Raw genomic sequence first — 18,597 nt, 5'->3', positions numbered from 1 at the left:
TACGCGGCTGAGACGACCGGTTTCGGTATCCGCCTCTGTTGATGGGTATTCGGTGCCCGGGAAGAACCGGATTGGTCGTCCGGGAAGAAATTCTCAGGCTGCGGTGAACGTGACGTTGTGCCAGCCGGTCGCACCATCCGGGACGGTGCCGGCGCGCATGTCGGTCTGGGTGTAGCCGGACTTGTCGGTGGCGCGGCAGAACACCTGGTGTACCCCGGCCGGCAGGTCGACCTCGGTCCACCACATCCGCCAGGTGTTGAGGTTGACCTCCTGCGAGAGCGTGGTCGTTTGCCACGGTCCCTGGTCGACGCGGACTTCGACCTTCTCGATCCCGGTGTGCTGGGCCCAGGCCACGCCCGCGACGCGCGTCTTTCCCTTGGGGACACTGGCGAAGCCGCGGTGCGAGTCGAACCGCGATTCCGTCTTGATCGGTGCCTCCCGGCTCCACCCGCGCTTGAGCCAGTACGCCTGGCGCGCGGCCCAGGTGGTGACCTCGATGTCGACGACCCACTTGGTCGCCGAGACGTACCCGAAGAGACCGGGCGTGACCAGCCGCGCCGGGAACCCGTGTTCCAGCGGCAGCGGTTCGCCGTTCATCCCGATCGCGAGCATCGCGCCGCGGGCGCGGTCCTGCGCGGCCGCGACCGGCGTCCCGGAGGTCCAGCCGTCCACGCTGGTGCAGAACAGCTGCTCGGCACCGGGTTTCACACCGGCTTCGGCGAGCAGGTCGGCCAGGTCGACACCGATGAAGTTCGACGTCGACACGTAGTCGCCGCCGACCTCGTTGGACACGCACGTCATCGTGACGGTGCGCTCGACCAGCGGGCGGTTGCGGATGTCGTTGTAGCTGAAGCGGATTTCGCGGTCGACCATGCCGTGCAGCCGCAGGCTCCAGTCCTCGGTCCGCACTTGCGGCACCGACAACGCCGTGTCCACGCGGTAGAACTTGTCGTTCGGGGTCAGGAAGGGCGGGGTGCCGAGCTTCGAGAAGTCGGCGTCGGCCGGGATCATCGGCGCGGTGCGCGCCGGGATCAGCTTGCCGACCGCCTCGCGGGACGCCGTGGCGTCGCGCGACGAGCTGATCAGCTGCCCGCCCAGGCCGACGGCGCCGGCCCCGACGACGACGCCCGCGCCACCGATCAGGAACCGTCGCCGCGAGGTGCCGGTCTTCTCGTCCGATTCCGGGTCACGCCACACTCGCGGCGCGATCCGGTGCAGGAGAAGGAAAACCGCGACGCCCACGAGCAGGCTGGCGATCGGGGCCAGCAGCGCGACAGCCGTCAGGTCCGGCCGCTGGTACACGGCGAACGCGCCGACCAGCCCGAACACGGCGATGAGCGCGGTGCCCGGCACCGGTGACCGTCGCGAAAGGACACCCGCGAGCGCGGCGACCCCCACCATGACCACGGCCATGCTGCCCAGCAGCACCAGCTTGTCGTAGGTGCCGAACGTGCGGACGGCGAAGTCCTTCAGCTCGATCGGGGTGAGGTCGATGGCGCCGTTGCCCACCGCGAGGTAGGGGGAGGCGTTGATGCTGATGAACCCGGCGACCAGGTGACCCGCGGCGAGCGCGGCGGCGAGGGCGAGGATCCCGGTGAACGCGGCCGCGAAAAACCGCAACCGGGTCCGTTGTGGCGGAGCGGGGTTGTCGAGCGGGGCACTCAGTTTTGTCGCGGCCATGGTCCGTATTCGGCGCTGCGCGGACTCCGTATGGGTTTGTGAGCACACCGACACCCGACGCCACGCGAACGGGTGACGACTGTCACCAAGATATTCACACCAATACGCAGCGGTTCGGCCAACGAATTACCGGCAACCACTCGCCCGCGACGCAGTCTTTTTCTCACTGCCGAGCACGGGCTCGGCTCCGGCCGGGAAGGATCCGCCATGGCCGCCGCGCATGCCACCGTAACCGCCCTACGACCGCCACCTGACGATGCCTTGCCCACGGCGCCGACGTCCGAGCAGCTCATCGGGCGGGTCGCACTCGGAGACGAGCAGGCTTTCGCCGCGCTCTACGACCAGCTCGCCGGCGCGGTCTTCGGCACAGTGCTGCAGGTCTTGCGCTCCCGATCCCAGGCCGAAGAAGTCACGCAGGAGGTCCTGCTCGAGATCTGGCGCAAGGCCGCCCAGTTCGACCCGGCCCGCGCCAAGGTCACGACCTGGGCGCTGACCATCGCGCACCGCCGCGCGATCGACCGGGTGCGCTCCGAGCAGTCGGCCCGCGACCGCGAGGACCGGGTCGACCTGCTCGACCTGCGCCGCCCCTATGACGACGTGCAAGAAGCCGCACTGTCCTCGGAGGAACACCACCTGGTCCGCCAGGCGCTGGGCACGCTCACCGAACTGCAGCGGGAATCCGTTCTGCTCGCCTACTACCAAGGACTCACCTGCCGCGAGGTCGCCGAAAAGCTCGGCGTCGCGATCGGCACCGTCAAAACCCGCATGCGCGACGGCATGATCCGCCTGCGGGACGCGTTGGGAGCGACCCGATGACCACCGCCGAAGCCCACACCCTCACCGGTGCGTACGCCCTCGACGCGGTCACCGACGTCGAACGCGCCGCCTTCGGCCGGCACCTGGCCGAGTGCCCGACGTGCGCTCGCGAGGTCGTGGAACTGCGGGAAACGGCGGCGCGGCTCGGGTTGGCGATGACCGTCGAGCCCAGCGCGCGACTGCGCAGCCGGGTCCTCACCGGGATCGCCGCGACGAGGCAACTCCAGCCGGCCGTCGGGACCGGCGCGCCGCAGGGGCGGCCGTGGCGCAAGCGAGTGGTCATTGCGGTGAGCGGTGTGGCCGCTGCCGCAGCGCTGCTCGCCGGCGGGATCGGCATCGGCGCGCTCCAGTCGAACCCCACACCGGTTACGCAGGTCGCGGCCCCCGCGCCGGACGCGCTCTCGGTCCGCGCGAGCGGAACCGACGGCGGTTCCGCGGTGGTGAACTTCTCGCGGCTGCGGGGCGAAGCGGCCGTCACCGCGCAGGCGTTGCCCGCCCTCGACGGCGGCCACGCCTACCAGGTGTGGCTGATCGGACCGCGGGGCGCGCAGTCCGCCGGGCTGCTGCACGCCGGCTCCGGTACGATCACCACACCGCTGCCGGCCGACGTCGACCGCATCGGCATCACGGCCGAGCCCGCCGCAGGTTCCCCGCAACCGACGGCCCCAGCCGTCGTTCGCGTCGCGCTCACCTGAGCCTGGACTTCAAGACGTCCTCGCGTCGGCGAGGGCGGTCTCGATGTCGGCGTAGATCGTGAACAGGGCATCCACGCCGGTGATGTCGAGTACGCGGGTGACGGTCCGGGTGGTGGCGACGAGGGCGATCGTGACCCCGGTGCGAGTGGACCGGGCGCGATGGTCGGCCAGCAGCTCCAGGCCGACCGAGGCGAGGAACGTGACCGTGCGCAGGTCGATCACGAGCAGTTTGCGGGTCGCGGCAGCAGCTTCCTCGTGGGCCTGCAGCGCGATGGCGCGGGCGTCGGGTGTGGTCGCGAGGTCGAGTTCGCCGGTGAAGGCCAGGACGACCGCGCCGTCCTGCCGGTCGATCATGCCGAGGGGCGCCGGGATGGTCATGGGGACCTCGTTCCGGGCCGGGGAGGTGGCGACCGGCGGTGCGCGGTCCGCGAGAGGCGCGGGATGGCGATCTCCCCGGCAAGGGCGTGTCACCACATGCCCGTGACGCTACTGCGCGCGCCGGGTCACCGCCGATCGGGGGCGGGCACGTGCGCCGCCAGCACGACGACGTCGTCGTCGTGCGGGTTCCCGTCGCCCAGCGTGCGGCGCACGATCTCGGCGATGAACCGGCCCGGATCGGCGGGGTCCAGCGCGGCGATGGTGTCTCGCAGGCGCTGGATGCCGATGTCCAGGTCGACGTGGCGGCGTTCGACCAGGCCGTCGGTGTAGAGCACGACGGTGTCACCCGGTCGCAGCGACGCCCGGTGGTCGGCGAGCGGGTGCTTGCGGAGCTCGGGGTAGCCGAACATCAGGTCTCCGCCGGTCAGGACCGTGGTCGTGCCGTCGCGGTGACGCAGGATCGGCGGGAGGTGCCCGGCGCAAGCCCAGCGCATCGACCAGTTGTCGCCGGCATCGGGACGGAGGTCGGCTTGCAGCACGGTTCCCGTCGCGCCGATCCCGGTCGCGACACTGGCTTGCTCGACCGCGGCGAGGACCGCGGAAGGTGGCCCGTCCGGGCGTTCCCAGTTCGCTTGCCTGCCCATGCTGCGGATCTGTCCCATCAGCGTCGCGGCGTGGATGTCGTGGCCGGTGATGTCGCCGACGACCAGGGCGATGGTCCCGGAGACCGAGCTGAGGTCGACGACGTCGTACCAGTCGCCGCCGACCTGTTCCCACTGGCCGGCGGGCAGGTACCGCGCCGCGAGCCGCAACCCGGTGACCTGCGGCAGCTGGGTGAGCATCGCCTCCTGCAGCTCACGGGCGACGCTCACGCGGTTCTCCAGGAAGCGGGCGCGTTCGAGGGCCTGCCCGACGTAGCCGGCCAGCGTGGTGATCACGGCTCGCTCGAGGACGTCGACCTCGTGCGGGGTGTCCCACCCGAACAGCAGGACCCCGGCGACGCCGTCCGGGCCGGGCAGCGGTGCGCAGGCGATGGCGTGCAGGCCCAGCTCGGTGTACTGGCGTTGCGCGGCCTCGGGGAACGAGGCGGCGATCGCCGCGGGGGTGGCGTAGAGCTGGAGGCTCTCTTCGCGTGCGGTGAGCGCGATCGGGGTGGGGTCTTCGAGACGGGAAAGCGCATCGCCGGATTCGGGGCCGAGCGCTTGCCGCGGGTCGTCTATCCGGTGCAGGCCGCCGGTGCCCTCGGTGAGGGTGAGCCCGACGTAGGCGGGTTTCAAGTCGCCCGAGACCAACTCCGTCACGATCCCCCGCAGCTGCGAAATGTCGTCGGCGTGGGCGAGCGCCTGCGACGCGGTCAGCAGCAGCTGGGAGCGGGTGAACGCCTCGCGCAGCATGGCCTCGGCAGTATCGGTGCGTGAGCGTTCCCGCTCGGCGTCGCGCGTGGCGATGCGCAGCCGCAGTTCCAGCGAGCCGGTGTGCGCGAGGTCGGCCAAAACGGTCAGTTCGTCCTCGCGCCATCGGCGGGGCTGGTGGTCGATGACGCACAGGCTGCCCAGGACGCGGCCTTCGGCGTCAGTCAACGGGAATCCGGCGTAGGCGCCGATGCCGATGTCGGCGACCGAGGGGTTGTCGCGGGATCGCGGGTCGGCGGCGGCGTCTTCGATGATCGACGGGGCGCCGGTGACGACCTGCTGGCGGCACAGCGACGCCGAGATCGGTGTGCAGCGGGTCTGTGCCCACGGCCGGCCGAGTCCGGCCAGGCCGGGGAAGACCTGGTGCCGGTCGGAGACCAAGGACACCAACGCCACCGGGGCGCCGACGCGCCGGCGGGTGTGGTCGGCCAGCGCGTCGAGTGCGTCGTCGGGCTCAGTGCCCAGCCCCGTCTCGGCCAGCGCGGCCAGCCGGCCCGGCTCGGTCAATGCCGGGTGCCCGGCCGTCAGCGCCGTGTCCTCGTCCTCGGCCATCACACTCCCGGCGTACTCGAGCGCGTTCGGGGTGCGCCCTCGGATCGGCCGTCACTATAAGACGGCCGGTCGTCAGCGAGCCCGAGCACCGGCTTTGGTGGTGAAGCGGAACTCGATGGTTGCCGGCACGGTGTCGAGGTCCAGGGCTTGGCGCAGCCGCGGCAGGCCGTGGGTTTCGAGGCGCTCGCGGATGGCGGTCGGGTCGCCGTCCTGTTCGACGGCGAGTACCAGGGCCAGCGCCGGGTCGTCGCGGGTGCCGGCGAGGGTCGCGTGTGCGGAGTGGACGCCCGGGTAGGTCTCGACCTCGGTGAGGAACGGCGCGACGGCGACGCCGGCGGCCAGCTCGGTGCGCCCGCTGCCGGGGTCGGTCTCGAAGCGCCAGGTGTGGGTTTTCGGTTTCCGGGTCAGCTGCGCGGCCAGCCAGCGCAGCAGGAGCAGGCCGAGGATGATCGCGCCCGCGGCGACGACGTACCAGACCCACGCCGGCGGGGGAGCGGTGCCGGGCGCGAGCGCGGAGTCCGCGGCCACCAGCGACAGCTGCCCGAAGTGCGCGGTGACGGCGAACCCGCCGGCGGCCAGCAGGACAAGGCCGAACAACGCCAGCAACGCCCGATTCAGCCGGGCCGGACGGTTGAGGCTCATGACGTGCTCCTGGTGGACTTGACCCGGACCTTGACCGCGGGCGTGGTGGCCGGGGCGATCTGGGCGAGCCGCTGTTCGAGCGCCGAGCGCACGGCCTCGGGCAGCCCCTCGACATTCGTTCGCGCTGTGCGGATCCGGGCGATCACTTTGCGCCGCTTGACCTTCAGTGCCGCCGCGGAGACACCGTCCACATCGGACGCAGCGGCGCGCAACGTCGAGCGGTAGCTGCGCCGGGAAGCGCCTGAGTCGATCTCACCCCGCAGGGGAAGGACGACGAGCTTGCCCGGCAGCACCGCCGCCGCGAGCAGGACCAGCCCGGCCAATGCGGCGGCGGCGCCGGCCACGGCCGGGACGACGTCGTTCCAGCGCATGCTGTGCAGCCACCCGGCGACCCGCTCGTAGCCGATCAGCGGTGTCCGGCCGAGGATCAGCTGGATCGCCTCGACCGCGGCGAGGACGCAGGCGGCGAGCAGCACCAGCGCGGTGAGCACGGCCGGCGTGCTGCGGCGGGGCCGGCGTTTCACCGGACCCTCCGAGCCGTCGTGGTCTCGGTGTGCAGCGCGGTCACCGTGATGTCGACTCGCTCGACGGTGAGACCGGTGAGTTCCCCGACGCGGGTCACGAGGTGGTCGCGGGTCGCTTCGGTGGTCGCGCGGACCGACTGGGGGTAGCCGATCGACAGCCGCACGGTCAGGGCGGCGGTGTCGCCGGTGACCGCGGCGGTGACCTTCGCACTGCGGTCGAGGTTCTCCGCACCCACGGCCACGCCCAGGACGCGGGAGGCGGAGCCGCCGACGCCGGTGATCTCGGTGACCGCGTGCGTGGCGATGCGTTCGACGGCGTCGCCGGTGATGGTCAGGGCGCCGCGGTCGCCGGGATCGGCCGACGCGGTGCGCGCGAGGGTCGCGGTGCTCATGGCGGTCAGCCCCGATCGCGGCCGGACAGCGCGGAGATGTCCAGCTTGCCGTCGAGGAACCGGCCGGCGAGCAGGCCGAGCCCGCCGAGGACGAGGACGAGCAGGAAGGCCCCGAAGCCGCCGAACGCGGCGGCGAGGCCCAGGACGAGGCCGGTCAGCAGGCCTGCTTGAGTGTGGTTCACGGGATCTCCTCGATGATGGTGGCCACGACGGTGGTCGCGGGTGCGGCGACGTCGCCGATGTGGATGTGCACCGGCCGGTCGGCCGGTCCGAGGGCGCCGCGGACCGCGGCGCCGATCTCGGCGGCGGTGGCCGGGTAGCGGCCGGTGACGCCGATGGTGATCTCGGTGGGCCGGATCCGGACGCCGGGGACGCGGCGGCCGGGCAGGAGCGTGGCGATCTCCCCGAAACGGCCGCTGTGCAGGCCGGCGACCTGCGGGAGCGCGGTCACCTGCGTGGCGAGGGCGGCGGCGTCGGGCTCGACGCCGGCGGTCACAGGACGCGGCCGGTTTCGGTGGTGTCGGCGGCCACGTCGTCACCGGGGAGGTGGACGTCGGAGACGCCGATGTTGACCTCGACGACCTCGAGCCCGGTCATGGTCTCGACGGCGGTGATGACGTTGCGCCGCACCGCGCGGGCGAGGTCGGTGATGGAGACGCCGTAGTCGACGAGGATCTGCAGGTCGATCGCGGCCTGGCGCTCGCCGACCTCGACGGCCACGCCCTGGCCGGAGGAGGCGGTCGCGCCGGGGATCCGCTCACGCAGCGCGTTGAACGCGCGGGCCGCCCCGCCGCCGAGGGCGTGCACACCGGCGACCTCGCGGGTGGCGAGCCCGGCGACCTTCTGCACGACGACGTCGGAGATGGTCGTGGTGCCGTGCGTGGAGGACAACGCGCCGCTTTCGCGCTCGATCACCGTGGTGTCCGAGCGGGCCGAGGTCTTCGCGGTGCTGGTGGTGGTGGCCGGGTTCGTCATGAGGGCTCCTTCGGGTTTGGCAGTACGGGCGGGTCCCGCTTGCCTGGACACCTGATGGACCCGGCCGGCCGGGAAACGTCACGAGGCGGATGCGTGGGGTAGCTCTCGTCGATTTCAGGTTTGGATCCGGTGCGGCCGGTTCGTGACCGTCGTCCGAACCCGGAGTCCGCGTGCCGTTTGGAGATCGACGATGGGCGGCCGGACCTGGATCTGCACGTCGGCGAATCGACGGTGAACGGTCTGCGCGGTCGGCTGAGGGTTCACTCGGCGAGCCGGCGGGTCGGAAACGGGGGCGAGATCACCCGGGCGTTTCCGTGCCGGGGTTACCGAACCTCTCACTCGGCCTGGCAGCAGCGAACGCCGCTATCGTCGGATACCCAGCCGTCGCTGGACAGGCTGCCCGAGACTGATCCCGGTCGCGGTGGGCTAACGCCACCAGGGCCGGTGGCGTTGGGCCGCCACCACGCCGGCCGGTTCGACGAGTTCGGCGAGCCGGGGCGTGATGTGCTTGATGTGCTCGTGAACCCAAAGCGCGCAGGCGAGGTCGCGGACCGAGGTGCCGTGGGTCTGGAGGGGGTCGGCGAACTCGGGTGGGGCGAGCATGGGCACGTCGCCGTGGTCGGTGCGGTCCAGGCGGGAGGCCAGGTGGTCGTACCAGGCGGCGAGCTGGCCCGCCTGTTCGCCGAGCATCCGCCGGAACGGGTCCGCGTCGACGTGGGGGTTGGGCAGGCCGGCCAGGGAGTGCGCGGTCAGCCGGGCCCGGAGCGTCCCCATGACCAGCCGCCACAGGTCGGGCTTGGGCACGTGCTTGGTGCCCTGTTCGCTGAGGAATCCGCGGAGCGCGTCGTCGAGCCGGGCGCCGGCTGCGGTCGCCGCATCCGGAGCGGGCGGGTCGTGGCGCAGGCCCAGCGCCCAGTTCGCGGCTGCGGCCAGGTACGCGCCACCGGTGCGGAACGCGTCGGCGAGGTCGTCGGCGACCACGGCTCCGGCGCCGCGGGGCCAGAACAGCGCGCCCACTACGAGGCTCACCGCGCAGCCGATCGCGACGTCTTCGATCCGCACGACCCCGATCTGCCACCCGGCCGGGGCGAGCAGGTTGAACAGCACCGACACCGTCAAGGTGAAGGCCGCCTGGCCGGCGGTGAAGGGCAGGGCACCCGGTGCGTAGGCGGCGACCAGCACCGCGACCGGGAGGGCGATCCACAGCGCGGGCGCGCTGGTGCCGATGACCAGCAACAGCAGCGCGCCGATGACGACACCCAGTGCGGTCCCTGCCAAGGCGCGCACGGCGGTCGACCCGGTCGCTGCCGCGTTGCCGCGCAGTACCGACAGCGTCCCGAGCACGACCCAGAACCCGTGCTCGACGCCGCTCACCCCGGCGACGACCACCGCCGCGGTCAATGCCGCGGCACCGCGGAGGCTGTTGACGAACCAGACGGACCGGATGCTGGCCTGAGGGGACGCGACCCGGGTCAGTGAGGCCAAGGAGAGGCCGCCGGGCCGGATGACGCGTGCCCGGCCGGGAGTCGCGGCGAGCGCCTCCACGATCGCGGTGCCGACGGCGAAGGCCGTGGTGCGGGCGTGGAAGGACAGGTGCACCGCGTCGGCGTAGCGCGGATCGTCGGAGCTCAGGTCGCGGAGCCATTCCACGCTCCGCTGGATGCTCCGTTCGAGTTCCGCCGGATCGGGTGTGGCCGGTTCGCCGGAGAGCAACCGGTCGACCGTTCGCAGGCCGGCGGCGGCGTCGGCCAGTAGTTTGCGCTCGACCTCGGGTGCCCCGCTGAGGTCCGGGTACTCGTGCAAGGCGTCGGCGATGACCGAACCGCACCACTCGAGCAACCCGACCAGGCTGTTGAGGGCTTGGTCGGCGGTGGCCAGGCCGGTGGGGCGGTAGGGCGTCGCGGTGAACTCGTCGATCAGGCGGTGTTTGGCTTCGATGGCCGTCTCGCGCGCGGTGCTCACGTCGGGGTCGCCGCGCAGGGCCGCGTCGAGGTAGTCGGCCATCGCGGCGGCGGCGCGGGCCGTCGCGTCGCGCAGGGCCGTGGCGGGGGACCGTGGGGACAGCAGCAGGACGGCGGCCGTGCCCACCACCGACGCCAGCCACCAGCCGCCGAGGCGGGCGGGCACCATGCTCATCGTGCCGGGTGAGGCGGCCGGGAGAACGTAGGCGAGCAGGGCGGCGGTGCCGCCGGAGGCCGCGTTCGGTCCCGCGACGCCGCCGAAGAGCACCAGGAAGGTGACGATCAGCGTCACCACGGCCGCCAGCGGCAGCGACGCACTGGCGGCGGTACCGACGACCAGCAGGACGCTGCCGGTGACGGCGAGCCCGAAGTGGGCTCGCAGCTTGTCCGCCCGGTCGCCGCCGAACGATGCCAGGACCAGCGTGGCGAACCCGCCGAACGCGGCGAACGTGGCCACCTGCAGGTCGCCGAGCACCTTGATGCTGAACGCGAACAGCGCGGGCACCACGAGGGTGGCGCGGACCGCGCGCAGAGCGGCGGGCGTGGACCACTGTGGAACCCAGTCCCTGGGCCGTGCCAGGCGGGCCTTCAGTGCGGGGGAGTCGATCGCCACCGGCAGAGCATAGACCGGGCCGGTGCCGCGGAGCTGCTCGTTCTCTGCAGGTCCGTACGAGCCCTGGGTCGAGCTCGATACCTTGTTCCGACGTCTGAGTTCGCGCCCATTTATGGCCTGGTCTTCCGGGCGGCGCCCCGGCTACGGCCGCCAAGTCTTCGGATGGAGGTCGGGCGTGTCAGGTGCCCGGAGTGGCTCACGGTGCGGGCGGTCCCGGTCCGGCATGTCCGCCTTCGCGAGGGGGAGCCCGCTGCCCGAAGACTGCGAGCTGAGCATGGCGATCCCGTCGGCCCTGTGGGCCCGGACCCGTCTCGTGCGCTGGCACGTGGACGCCGGCCGGTTCGACCACCACGACCTGCCGGATTTCGTGGGGTCGGGCCGTTCTCGGTGCAGCCCTTCTTCCGCGGCTGAGCACGTCGGACGGCGTCACGGGCGAGTAACGGATCCCGGCCGCTCGTCGACACCTGCCCCGTGGCAGAAAAGCAAAGTGCATCACGCAAGAAGATCGTCGGATTGGTGGCCGCGGCGGGCACGGTGATCGCAGGTCTGGCGAATGTGGCGACGATCGCCGATTTCTTCAAAGGTGGGGAAGTTGCCGCCGGTACCGCCACTTCGTCGGCGACGGCCGGGCCGCGAACACGTGTTGTCCCGCCGATGGATGGCTCCGGGATCACCCCTACGCCTTACGAAGCGGGAGAATCGCGTCAGTCCGTGCCGGATCCTTTCCTGGCGACGTGGACCGGAATCGTCTTCCAGCGAGGCGGGCCGTCGACGAAGTATCCGGTCGAGATCGAGCTCGCCGGAGGGCGACCGGGGGAGCAGATCGCCCGGGTGCGGTACGACACGCTGGACTGCGGTGGCGTGTGGCGGTTGCAGACGGCGTGGGCCGAGGTGATCCGGTCGACGGAATCCATCCAGTCCGGCCGGTCGCACTGCGAGGACACCGTCACCGTCACCCTTTCGATGCAACCGGACGGGCAAGTTTATTACGAATTCCTGGACACGGAAGGCAGGGTCGGTCAGGGAATCCTGCACAAATCTTGATTGGCTTCGCTTAGTAGTCTGCGGGACCGCCATTCCCGCCGACGTCCTCCGCTGCGAGATCACCCGCGGCCCGAACATGAGCCGCTTTTGCCTGCAGTGCCCGCTCACTGGCACCGTCGCACAATGGCCGGACGAGCGTGTCTGGAGCGAATTGGGAGAACGGTTCGGCGCACCCGTGGCCGCGCCGGGGCCGATTTCGAGCAAACAGATCGTGCCGTTGCGCGGGGGTGGTGTTCGGCCCCATGCGGCACGGGCTGCTGAGTGTCGGAGGGCAGGCCGAAGTAAGTTGCATGTATGGGTGTCTCTTGCCGTCGGCATCTATCCGGAGAAGGTGGCGACGACCGGTGCGTGGTCGGACTCTGACTTGCTGACGTGTGTTGAGGGGGCGTCGGTGACCGAGGGCAAGGTGTGGTCGTGGACGACGTGGACCTCGGGGAGCGGGTTATCGGGGTCGCGGGCTTGGCCAGGGCGAGACGTGCCGCTGTTGCCCGGAGTTCGGCGACTTCGCCGGCGCAGACCGGGCATTCGGCGAGGAGCCGGGTGAAGGCGGCCCGCTCCAGGTTGGTGGCCGCGTCGAGGGCGTGCGCGGCGGCCAGGGGGTGAGCGTCGGCGGTGGTCATAACGTGGCCCGTAGCTCGCTGGCAATGCAGGGTTCGGTGCCAGGATGGCGCGCCTGCCGCTCTCAGGTGCCGACGGTGTTGTGGTTCAGCGACGCCAGGTATTGCCGCACCGGGCCCAAGGTCAGCATCCCGCTGCCGGCGCCGGCCTCTTCCTCGCCGGCGTCGCGCAGGGCCGCCGCGGCGCGGGCGGCGGTTTCGCGGTCGTCGAGGCGGACTGCTGCGTGGGCCGTGAGGCACCACATTGCTTCCTGCATGTGGTCGTGGGGCGGTTCGGGTGCTCTCGCGAGGGCGGTGCGTGCCTCCTCGACCCGGGCTTCGGCGAGTAGCACGTGCGGCTGCGCCCAGGGGTGGTACGGACCCCAGTCGAGGTGTGGGTCGGTGGGTGCGGAACGGCCGTGGAGCAGGCGAAGCCCCAGGAGGGCGAGGGGGAACAGGCCACGGTGCAGGCCCGGCATACCCGCTGTCCGGAGGGCGTCCTCGGCGGCGCGGTACTGGGCCGCGGCCGTCGCGACGGCCGGGCCGCCGGGTTCGGTGCTGCGGGCGGCCGTTGCCCGAGCCCGGAACCAGGCGGTGAGGACGGAGACGAGCGGTGCCTCGGTGGTGACGGCGAGTTGTTCGGCGGCCGCCGCGTGTGCGGCCGCGGTGTCGAGGTGGCCGAGGGCGGAAGCGGACTGCAACCGGATGAGCCGGGCCAACACGGCGAAGTTCGGGAGGTCGTGCCGGGTCGCCAGGTCGAGGATCTCGGCGCCGATCCGGTCCCGGGCGGCCGCGAGCCCGGGGCGCGGGAAGGACTGCAGGAACACCCCGTTGAGCGCGAACGCCAGCAGGGCGGGATCAGCCAGGTCACGGGCCAGCGCCTCGGCCTCGCGCGCTGCCTGCCGTGCGTGCTTCAGCTCGGCTTCGGCCAGGCCGGCGCTGCGGCTCTCGACGGCGACCGTCGCGAGGAGCCGGGCTCTCAGGTCTGCGGGTCCGTCCGGGCCGAGCGCGCTCAGCGTGCGCTCGGCGGCCGCCACGACGGCCCGCGACTGCCCGGGGTCGTCGGCCCGGCTCCAGATGGCCGGTACGTCGTAGGCGCCGATGACGCGGGCGGTGAGCCGGAGGTCCCCGGTGCGTTCCGCGGCCTGGATCGCGGCGAGGCGATCGCGTCGAGAGTGGACGAGCGCGTCACCGCCGGCCAGCGCGAGGGTGCGGGCCAGATCCACGGTGGTGCGCGGGCCGAGCCGTGCTCCTGCGCCGGTCCACGCGGGCGTGGCGCCGGTGAGGATCTCCGTTTCCACCTGCCGCAGGCCGGGTCCCGGGTCGAGCCCGAGCCGGTCGACGAGCATCGTGCGGGCGCGGCGGAGGGTGGCCAGCGCGTCGGCCTGGCGCCCGGCGCGGTGCAGGGCCCGGGCGAGCAGCCCCCAGGCCGGTTCGCGCCACGGGTGTTCGGCGACGTGGGCACCGAGCTCGGCCACGAGATCGGCCCCGTCCCCGGCGTCGAGGAGGATGCCGGCGCGCAGCTCCACTCCCGTCAGCCTCAGCTCTTCCAGCCGGTTCCGTTCGCGCAGCGCCCATGCGGACCCGGGCACGTCGGCGTAGGCCGGTCCGCGCCACGCCGTCAGCGCCGCGCCGAGGTCGGACACGGCGGCGGGGTCGTTCCGGGCGCGCGTCAGGGCGTCTTCGAACCGGTGGACGTCGACGTCCTCGCGCGGCAGGCGCAGGACGTAGCCGGGACCTTCGGTGACGATCGTGCGCGGTGGCGTGCGGGGTGGCCGGTCGGGCTCGAGGGCGCGGCGCAGCGCGGCGACGAAGGTGCGCAGCGCGCCCACGGCGCGGGCCGGCGGGTCGGCCCACAGGTCGTCGACGAGGGTGTCGGTGGTCACCAGCCGGCCTTCGGCGGCGACGAGCCGGGCCAGCACCTCGCGATGGCGGGGGCCGCCCAGCTCGAGGGGGCTTCCGTCGTCGCGCAGCGCCCGCACGGTCCCGAGCACGTCGATTCGCATGCCCCCATCATCGGTGCCGGTGAGCGGGCGCGCCCCTCCGCGCTGATCGGTTGCTGATCGCCGCCGCGCAGGCTGACCGAGTCAGATCCTCGACGAGAAAGGCGGCCTTCGATGACGCTCACCATTCCCGGTTTCGACCACCTCCGCCTGCCCGGCGCGGACGGTGTGGAGCTGGCCGCCGCGGTCGGCGGCAGCGGCAGCCCGGTCGTGCTGCTGCACGGCTTCCCCCAGACGCACCTGATGTGGCGGCACGTCGCCGAGCGGCTCGCGAGCGAGCACACCGTGATCTGTCCCGACCTGCGGGGTTACGGCGCCAGCGGCAAGCCGGCGGCCACCTCGGAGGAGGTGTACGCCAAGCGCACGATGGCCGCCGACGTGGTGCACCTCGCGGCGGAGCTCGGTCACGAGCGCTTCGCCCTCGCGGGGCACGACCGGGGCGCGCTGGTCGCCTTTCGGGCGGGGCTGGACCACCCGGAGACCATCACGCACCTGGGCATCCTCGACGTCGTCCCGACGCTCGACATGTGGAACGTCCTGCACGGCGTCCCGGCGGCGGTCGGGTACCACCTCTTCCTCATGGCCCAGCCGCCCGGCCTGCCGGAGACGATGATCGCCGCCAGCGCGGACGCGTTCTTCGGCTCGTTCCTCGACGCCTGGGCCGGCGATCCGGCGGCGATCCCGGCGGAGGTGCGTGCCGAGTACCTGCGGGCGAGCGCCGCCGCGGTGCCGTCGATCGTCGCGGACTACCGCGCTTCGGCGGGCATCGACGTCGCGCACGACCAGGCGGACCTGGACGCCGGGTCGCAGCTGGCCATGCCGGTGACCGTCGTCCAGCAGGACTGGGGCGCGCAGCTGGGCTACGACGCCGCCGGCGTGTGGAAGGCGTGGGCGCCGGATCTCGATCACCGGCTGACCCGGGCAGGACACTTCATGGCCGAAGAGGCTCCCGACGAGATCGCGGCGGCGATCCGGGACCTGCTGGCCCGCTGAGTCCCTTGTAGCCTTCGTTCGTCGTCGAACCGAACGGGAGAGTGGTCGCACTCGGTTCCGAGACGCCCGGACTGAGCATCGGCGAACCCGGTGCGGGTGCCCGACGGGGTGGACCCGGCCGCCATCGCGTCCGCTTCGGACAACCTCACCGACGCCTACCGGAGTGTCCTTTCCGGACAGCGGCACGCGTCCGGTGCTCCGCTGCTGGTCGTCGGCGGGACCAGTATCGGCTTGTACGCCTGCGCGTTCGCTCGTGCGCTCGGAGCGGAGCGGGTCTGCTACGGCGCCGACGCCGTGTCCACTGTGGAAGAACTGGACCGGCGGGCGGTGGACACGACCGAGCCGGGCGGGCTCTGCCACAGCGCGGGAATCTACTTCGGCGCGGTCGATCCGATGCCGGTGTTCAGCGACCGGATCGGCTTCGACGCGTTACCCGACGCCTTGGCTCTCCTGCCGGAGAAGCCCCTCGTCACTCATCTCCGAGGGGCGCGTGCGGAAGACCTGCCGGACCACGCCGATCCACCAGAGGAACGTGAGGGCGATGACCGTAGGGTTCTTCAGGAACAGCAGGATGGCCAGGTAGGTAGGCCGCGCAGAGGAACGCGCCCTGCCACAGCAGGCTGCGCCCGTGCTTCCGCGCGAGGGTGCGGCCGGCGCTCCAGCGGAGGGTCTGCCCGCGCGTGGCGATGCGCCAGATGAGGACGATCAGGGTGATCCGCGCGGCCAGGACGGCGACCTCGGAGGCGAGGGCGACGCGTGGGGGATCCGCTCGGTCCGGGTGACGACGATCAGCCGCTGGATCGACGCGATCGACGACAGGCCCAGGACGAGTCCCAGGTTGCCGGAGTGACGGCATGGAAGGTCGAGACGCCGGACGTGAGCTGAGTACCGCCGTGGTCGCGTTCCACGAGGCGGTGGGGGCGCGCCTGGGCGTGACCGCGGTGGATCAGCGCGCCTTGGCCGTGATCGCGGGTGCCGGGTCGGTGTCGGCGGATCTGGCCAAGGAGATCGGCCTGACGCCGGGCGCGGTCACCGGCCTGGTCGACCGGCTCGAACGGGCCGGGCTGGCCCACCGCGCGCCGGATCCGGCCGATCGGCGGCGGCTCGTGATCACGGCGGCGCCGGGCGCGTTCGGGAAGGTGTTCGCCGGGCTCGACGAGGCGATGGCGAAGCTGACGGCCCGCTACTCGCCGGCCGAGCAGGCCGTGATCGCCGACTGGGTGGCCGGCACGGTGGACGTCCTGCGCGAGCAAACCCGACGGCTCACGAAGCGCTAGCCGGCGCCCGGACGTGCTCGGCCTGCGTGCGGGAAAGTGCTCGCCAGCGGCGATTCCCACGTCCTGAGCACTCGGTGCGAGGGGGCAACTGCGGCGCGAAGAACGTCCTGTGGGACTGCACCGGCCTGCATCGACGCGGCCATCACGCCTTGACGATCCGGGTCACCGCCGCCACGACGGCCTCCCGGTGCGCTGCGATCCGCCGGGGATCGCGCGCGCCGGAGCCGTCGGCTTCGAGCAGGCCGACCGGGGTCAGCTGCCACGCCTGGGTGATCGCGTAGATGAAGACGAGCAGGTCCACCGGGGTGAGCGGGGCCGCGGCGGTGGCGCCGGTCAGCGCGGTCGTCTTCGCGAGGTAGGTCTCCAGCGGCTCGGACGCAGCTTCGGGTCGCTCCAGTTGCGCCCAGACGTTGATTCGCAGTGGCGCGGGTTCGCGCCCGTGGAAGTCGAACAGGGCGCCGGCCCAGCCGGCGAGGTCGTCCGGCCGGAGCGGAACCTTGGTGGCCATCGACTGGATCGCGCTGGTCAGGGCGGCGTCGAACAGTCCGTCCTTGTTGCCGAAGTACGCGTAGATCATCCGGACGTTCGTGCCCGCTTCGCGCGCGATCCGCTCCACGCGGCCCCCGGCCAGTCCGTGCTCGGCGAACTCCGCGACGGCGGCCTCGAGGATGCGGGCCTTGGTCGCTCGGCCGTCGCGCGGGGGCATGTGGTCTCCGTCTCCATGGCGCTCGCAGGTGCCTCCAGTGTATAAGTAAATAAGCACTTACTTACAGGAGGGTCATGAAACCCGAGATCGAACGGGCGCTGGCGATCACGCCGGCGTCCTCGGCGCGCGAGCGGACTGTCGACATCACCACGATCGGCGCGCGGACCGGGCTGCCGCGCCGCATCGAGGTGTGGTTTTACCGGGCCGGCGGGCGTGTCTACCTGAGCACGGCGCCGGCAAAGCGCAGCTGGTACGCGAACATCGTCAAGAACCCGGCGTTCACGTTCCACCTCAAGCACGGCGTCCACGCGGACCTCGCCGCGATCGGCACCCCGGTCCAGGACGCGGGGGAGCGTGAGGCGGTGTTCACCGAGATCATCGCCGACCTCGACCAGCCGTCGAATCCCGCGGGTATCCCCCAGCCCGTCGAACCCCTGGCGGCGTGGCTGGCCGGCAGCCCGCTCGTCCGCATCGACTTCGTGGAAGGAACCGGCTGATGGGACAGCGAATCGCCCTCGTGACGGGCGCGAACCGAGGCCTCGGGTGCAGCACCGCGCTCGCGTTGGCGAAGCGCGGCCTGAACGTCGTCGTGGCCTGCCGTGGTGGCGCCGAGGCCGGGGCCGGGACCGTGCGGCAGATCCAGGACGCCGGCGGCGACGCCATCGCCGTCCGGCTGGACATCGGGGACATCGCCTCGTTCGCCGCGTTCACCACCGGGCTCGTCGACGCGTTACGAGCCCGTTGGGGCGCCGACACCCTCGACGTGCTGGTCAACAACGCCGGCATCGGGCTCTTCGGCACCTTGGCCGACGTCACCCCGGAGGAGTTCGACGCCTTGGTGGGGACCAACTTCCGTGGCACGTTCTTCCTCATCCAGGCCCTCGCGCCCCACCTCGCCGACGGCGGCCGGGTCATCAACGTCTCGACGTCGTTGACGCGCCACGTCAGCCCCGGCACGTCCGTGTATTCCGCGTCGAAGGCCGCGGTCGAGGCGCTTTCGCGGAGCCTGGCTGCCGAGTTGGGACCGCGGGGTATCCGCGTCAACGCGGTGGCGCCGGGCCCCAGCGCGACGGACTTCAACGGCGGTGCCATGCGCGACAACTCCGACCTCCGCGGCACCCTCGCCGAGCGGACGGCGCTCGGTCGGGTGGGGCACCCGGAGGAGATCGGCGATGCCATCGCGGCGCTGGCGTCCGAAGAGATGCGCTGGATCACGGCCGAACGCATCGAAGTTTCCGGCGGCGCGTTGCTCTGATCAGAGGCGGTCGGAGAGCGAGGCCGGCCGGGTGAGGACCGTGTCGGCGACGTCGAGACGATCTTCGAGCGGGCGCAGCCGAG

At 72.1% G+C, this 18,597-nt stretch carries 19 protein-coding genes; 7 read left to right on the top strand and 12 right to left on the bottom strand.

The window, feature by feature from the left end; genetic code table 11:
- Positions 1-93 precede the first annotated feature (93 nt).
- Entirely contained in the window at positions 94-1,680 is a 1,587-nt protein-coding gene (locus QSK39_RS20445) for a molybdopterin-dependent oxidoreductase (protein WP_285479355.1), read from the bottom strand.
- Positions 1,681-1,887: 207 nt separating this feature from the next.
- On the opposite strand from QSK39_RS20445, the gene sigK reads away from it, so the two are divergent.
- Together sigK and QSK39_RS20435 are read left to right on the top strand one after the other, a co-directional pair.
- Complete coding sequence (sigK, locus tag QSK39_RS20440) at positions 1,888-2,496, top strand: ECF RNA polymerase sigma factor SigK (protein WP_285479354.1); 609 nt, start codon at positions 1,888-1,890, stop codon at positions 2,494-2,496.
- Positions 2,493-3,191 carry an anti-sigma factor gene (locus QSK39_RS20435; RefSeq protein ID WP_285479353.1) on the top strand — a complete coding sequence of 233 codons (699 nt, stop codon included), beginning with the start codon at positions 2,493-2,495 and terminating at the stop codon, positions 3,189-3,191. The genes sigK and QSK39_RS20435 overlap by 4 nt, the downstream gene beginning before the upstream one ends.
- Positions 3,192-3,200: 9 nt before the next feature.
- Here the strand turns inward: QSK39_RS20435 and QSK39_RS20430 are convergent, their stop codons facing one another.
- The 9 genes from QSK39_RS20430 to QSK39_RS20390 form a co-directional block, all read right to left on the bottom strand.
- Positions 3,201-3,569: an STAS domain-containing protein gene (locus QSK39_RS20430; protein ID WP_285479352.1), complete on the bottom strand. Its 369-nt coding sequence runs from the start codon at positions 3,567-3,569 to the stop codon at positions 3,201-3,203.
- 125 nt (positions 3,570-3,694) lie between these two features.
- Positions 3,695-5,533: a GAF domain-containing SpoIIE family protein phosphatase gene (locus QSK39_RS20425; RefSeq protein WP_285479351.1), complete on the bottom strand. Its 1,839-nt coding sequence runs from the start codon at positions 5,531-5,533 to the stop codon at positions 3,695-3,697.
- A 72-nt stretch (positions 5,534-5,605) separates the two neighbouring features.
- Positions 5,606-6,175, bottom strand: a complete 570-nt coding sequence (locus QSK39_RS20420; protein WP_285479350.1) for an alkaline shock response membrane anchor protein AmaP — start codon at positions 6,173-6,175, stop codon at positions 5,606-5,608.
- Positions 6,172-6,699 (bottom strand): DUF6286 domain-containing protein, encoded by a 528-nt coding sequence (locus QSK39_RS20415; RefSeq protein WP_285479349.1) that lies wholly within the window; start codon positions 6,697-6,699, stop codon positions 6,172-6,174. The genes QSK39_RS20420 and QSK39_RS20415 overlap by 4 nt, the downstream gene beginning before the upstream one ends.
- Complete coding sequence (locus tag QSK39_RS20410) at positions 6,696-7,091, bottom strand: Asp23/Gls24 family envelope stress response protein (protein WP_285479348.1); 396 nt, start codon at positions 7,089-7,091, stop codon at positions 6,696-6,698. The genes QSK39_RS20415 and QSK39_RS20410 overlap by 4 nt, the downstream gene beginning before the upstream one ends.
- Positions 7,092-7,096: 5 nt before the next feature.
- Complete coding sequence (locus tag QSK39_RS20405) at positions 7,097-7,273, bottom strand: hypothetical protein (protein ID WP_285479347.1); 177 nt, start codon at positions 7,271-7,273, stop codon at positions 7,097-7,099.
- Positions 7,270-7,587, bottom strand: coding sequence for a hypothetical protein (locus tag QSK39_RS20400; RefSeq protein WP_285479346.1), 318 nt, complete (start codon positions 7,585-7,587; stop codon positions 7,270-7,272). Before QSK39_RS20400 ends, QSK39_RS20405 begins: the two co-directional genes overlap by 4 nt.
- The gene (locus QSK39_RS20395; protein WP_285479345.1) at positions 7,584-8,066 is read right to left on the bottom strand and encodes an Asp23/Gls24 family envelope stress response protein; all 483 of its coding nucleotides are present in this window, start codon (positions 8,064-8,066) and stop codon (positions 7,584-7,586) included. Before QSK39_RS20395 ends, QSK39_RS20400 begins: the two co-directional genes overlap by 4 nt.
- Positions 8,067-8,492: 426 nt before the next feature.
- Positions 8,493-10,640: an FUSC family protein gene (locus QSK39_RS20390; RefSeq protein ID WP_285479344.1), complete on the bottom strand. Its 2,148-nt coding sequence runs from the start codon at positions 10,638-10,640 to the stop codon at positions 8,493-8,495.
- 471 nt (positions 10,641-11,111) lie between these two features.
- Here QSK39_RS20390 and QSK39_RS20385 point away from each other — a divergent pair, with 471 nt between their 5' ends.
- Positions 11,112-11,684: a hypothetical protein gene (locus QSK39_RS20385; RefSeq protein ID WP_285479343.1), complete on the top strand. Its 573-nt coding sequence runs from the start codon at positions 11,112-11,114 to the stop codon at positions 11,682-11,684.
- A gap of 682 nt (positions 11,685-12,366) precedes the next feature.
- Here the strand turns inward: QSK39_RS20385 and QSK39_RS20380 are convergent.
- Entirely contained in the window at positions 12,367-14,286 is a 1,920-nt protein-coding gene (locus QSK39_RS20380) for an AfsR/SARP family transcriptional regulator (RefSeq protein ID WP_285479342.1), read from the bottom strand.
- 111 nt (positions 14,287-14,397) lie between these two features.
- On the opposite strand from QSK39_RS20380, the gene QSK39_RS20375 reads away from it, so the two are divergent.
- Together QSK39_RS20375 and QSK39_RS20370 are read left to right on the top strand one after the other, a co-directional pair.
- On the top strand, positions 14,398-15,276 hold the full coding sequence (locus QSK39_RS20375; protein ID WP_285479341.1) for an alpha/beta fold hydrolase: 879 nt from the start codon (positions 14,398-14,400) through the stop codon (positions 15,274-15,276).
- Positions 15,277-16,130: 854 nt separating this feature from the next.
- Positions 16,131-16,553: a MarR family winged helix-turn-helix transcriptional regulator gene (locus QSK39_RS20370; protein ID WP_285479340.1), complete on the top strand. Its 423-nt coding sequence runs from the start codon at positions 16,131-16,133 to the stop codon at positions 16,551-16,553.
- 142 nt (positions 16,554-16,695) lie between these two features.
- On the opposite strand, the gene QSK39_RS20365 is transcribed toward QSK39_RS20370, so the two are convergent.
- Entirely contained in the window at positions 16,696-17,259 is a 564-nt protein-coding gene (locus QSK39_RS20365; protein WP_285479339.1) for a TetR/AcrR family transcriptional regulator, read from the bottom strand.
- A 74-nt stretch (positions 17,260-17,333) separates the two neighbouring features.
- On the opposite strand from QSK39_RS20365, the gene QSK39_RS20360 reads away from it, so the two are divergent.
- Positions 17,334-17,756, top strand: a complete 423-nt coding sequence (locus QSK39_RS20360; RefSeq protein WP_285479338.1) for a nitroreductase/quinone reductase family protein — start codon at positions 17,334-17,336, stop codon at positions 17,754-17,756.
- Positions 17,756-18,514, top strand: a complete 759-nt coding sequence (locus tag QSK39_RS20355; RefSeq protein WP_285479337.1) for an SDR family NAD(P)-dependent oxidoreductase — start codon at positions 17,756-17,758, stop codon at positions 18,512-18,514. Before QSK39_RS20360 ends, QSK39_RS20355 begins: the two co-directional genes overlap by 1 nt.
- Positions 18,515-18,597: the final 83 nt, after the last annotated feature.

It is taken from the genome of Amycolatopsis sp. NBRC 101858 (assembly GCF_030269325.1).
In the GTDB taxonomy this organism is placed as follows: domain Bacteria; phylum Actinomycetota; class Actinomycetes; order Mycobacteriales; family Pseudonocardiaceae; genus Amycolatopsis; species Amycolatopsis ponsaeliensis.
This window is presented reverse-complemented; position numbering and strand designations above follow the sequence as displayed.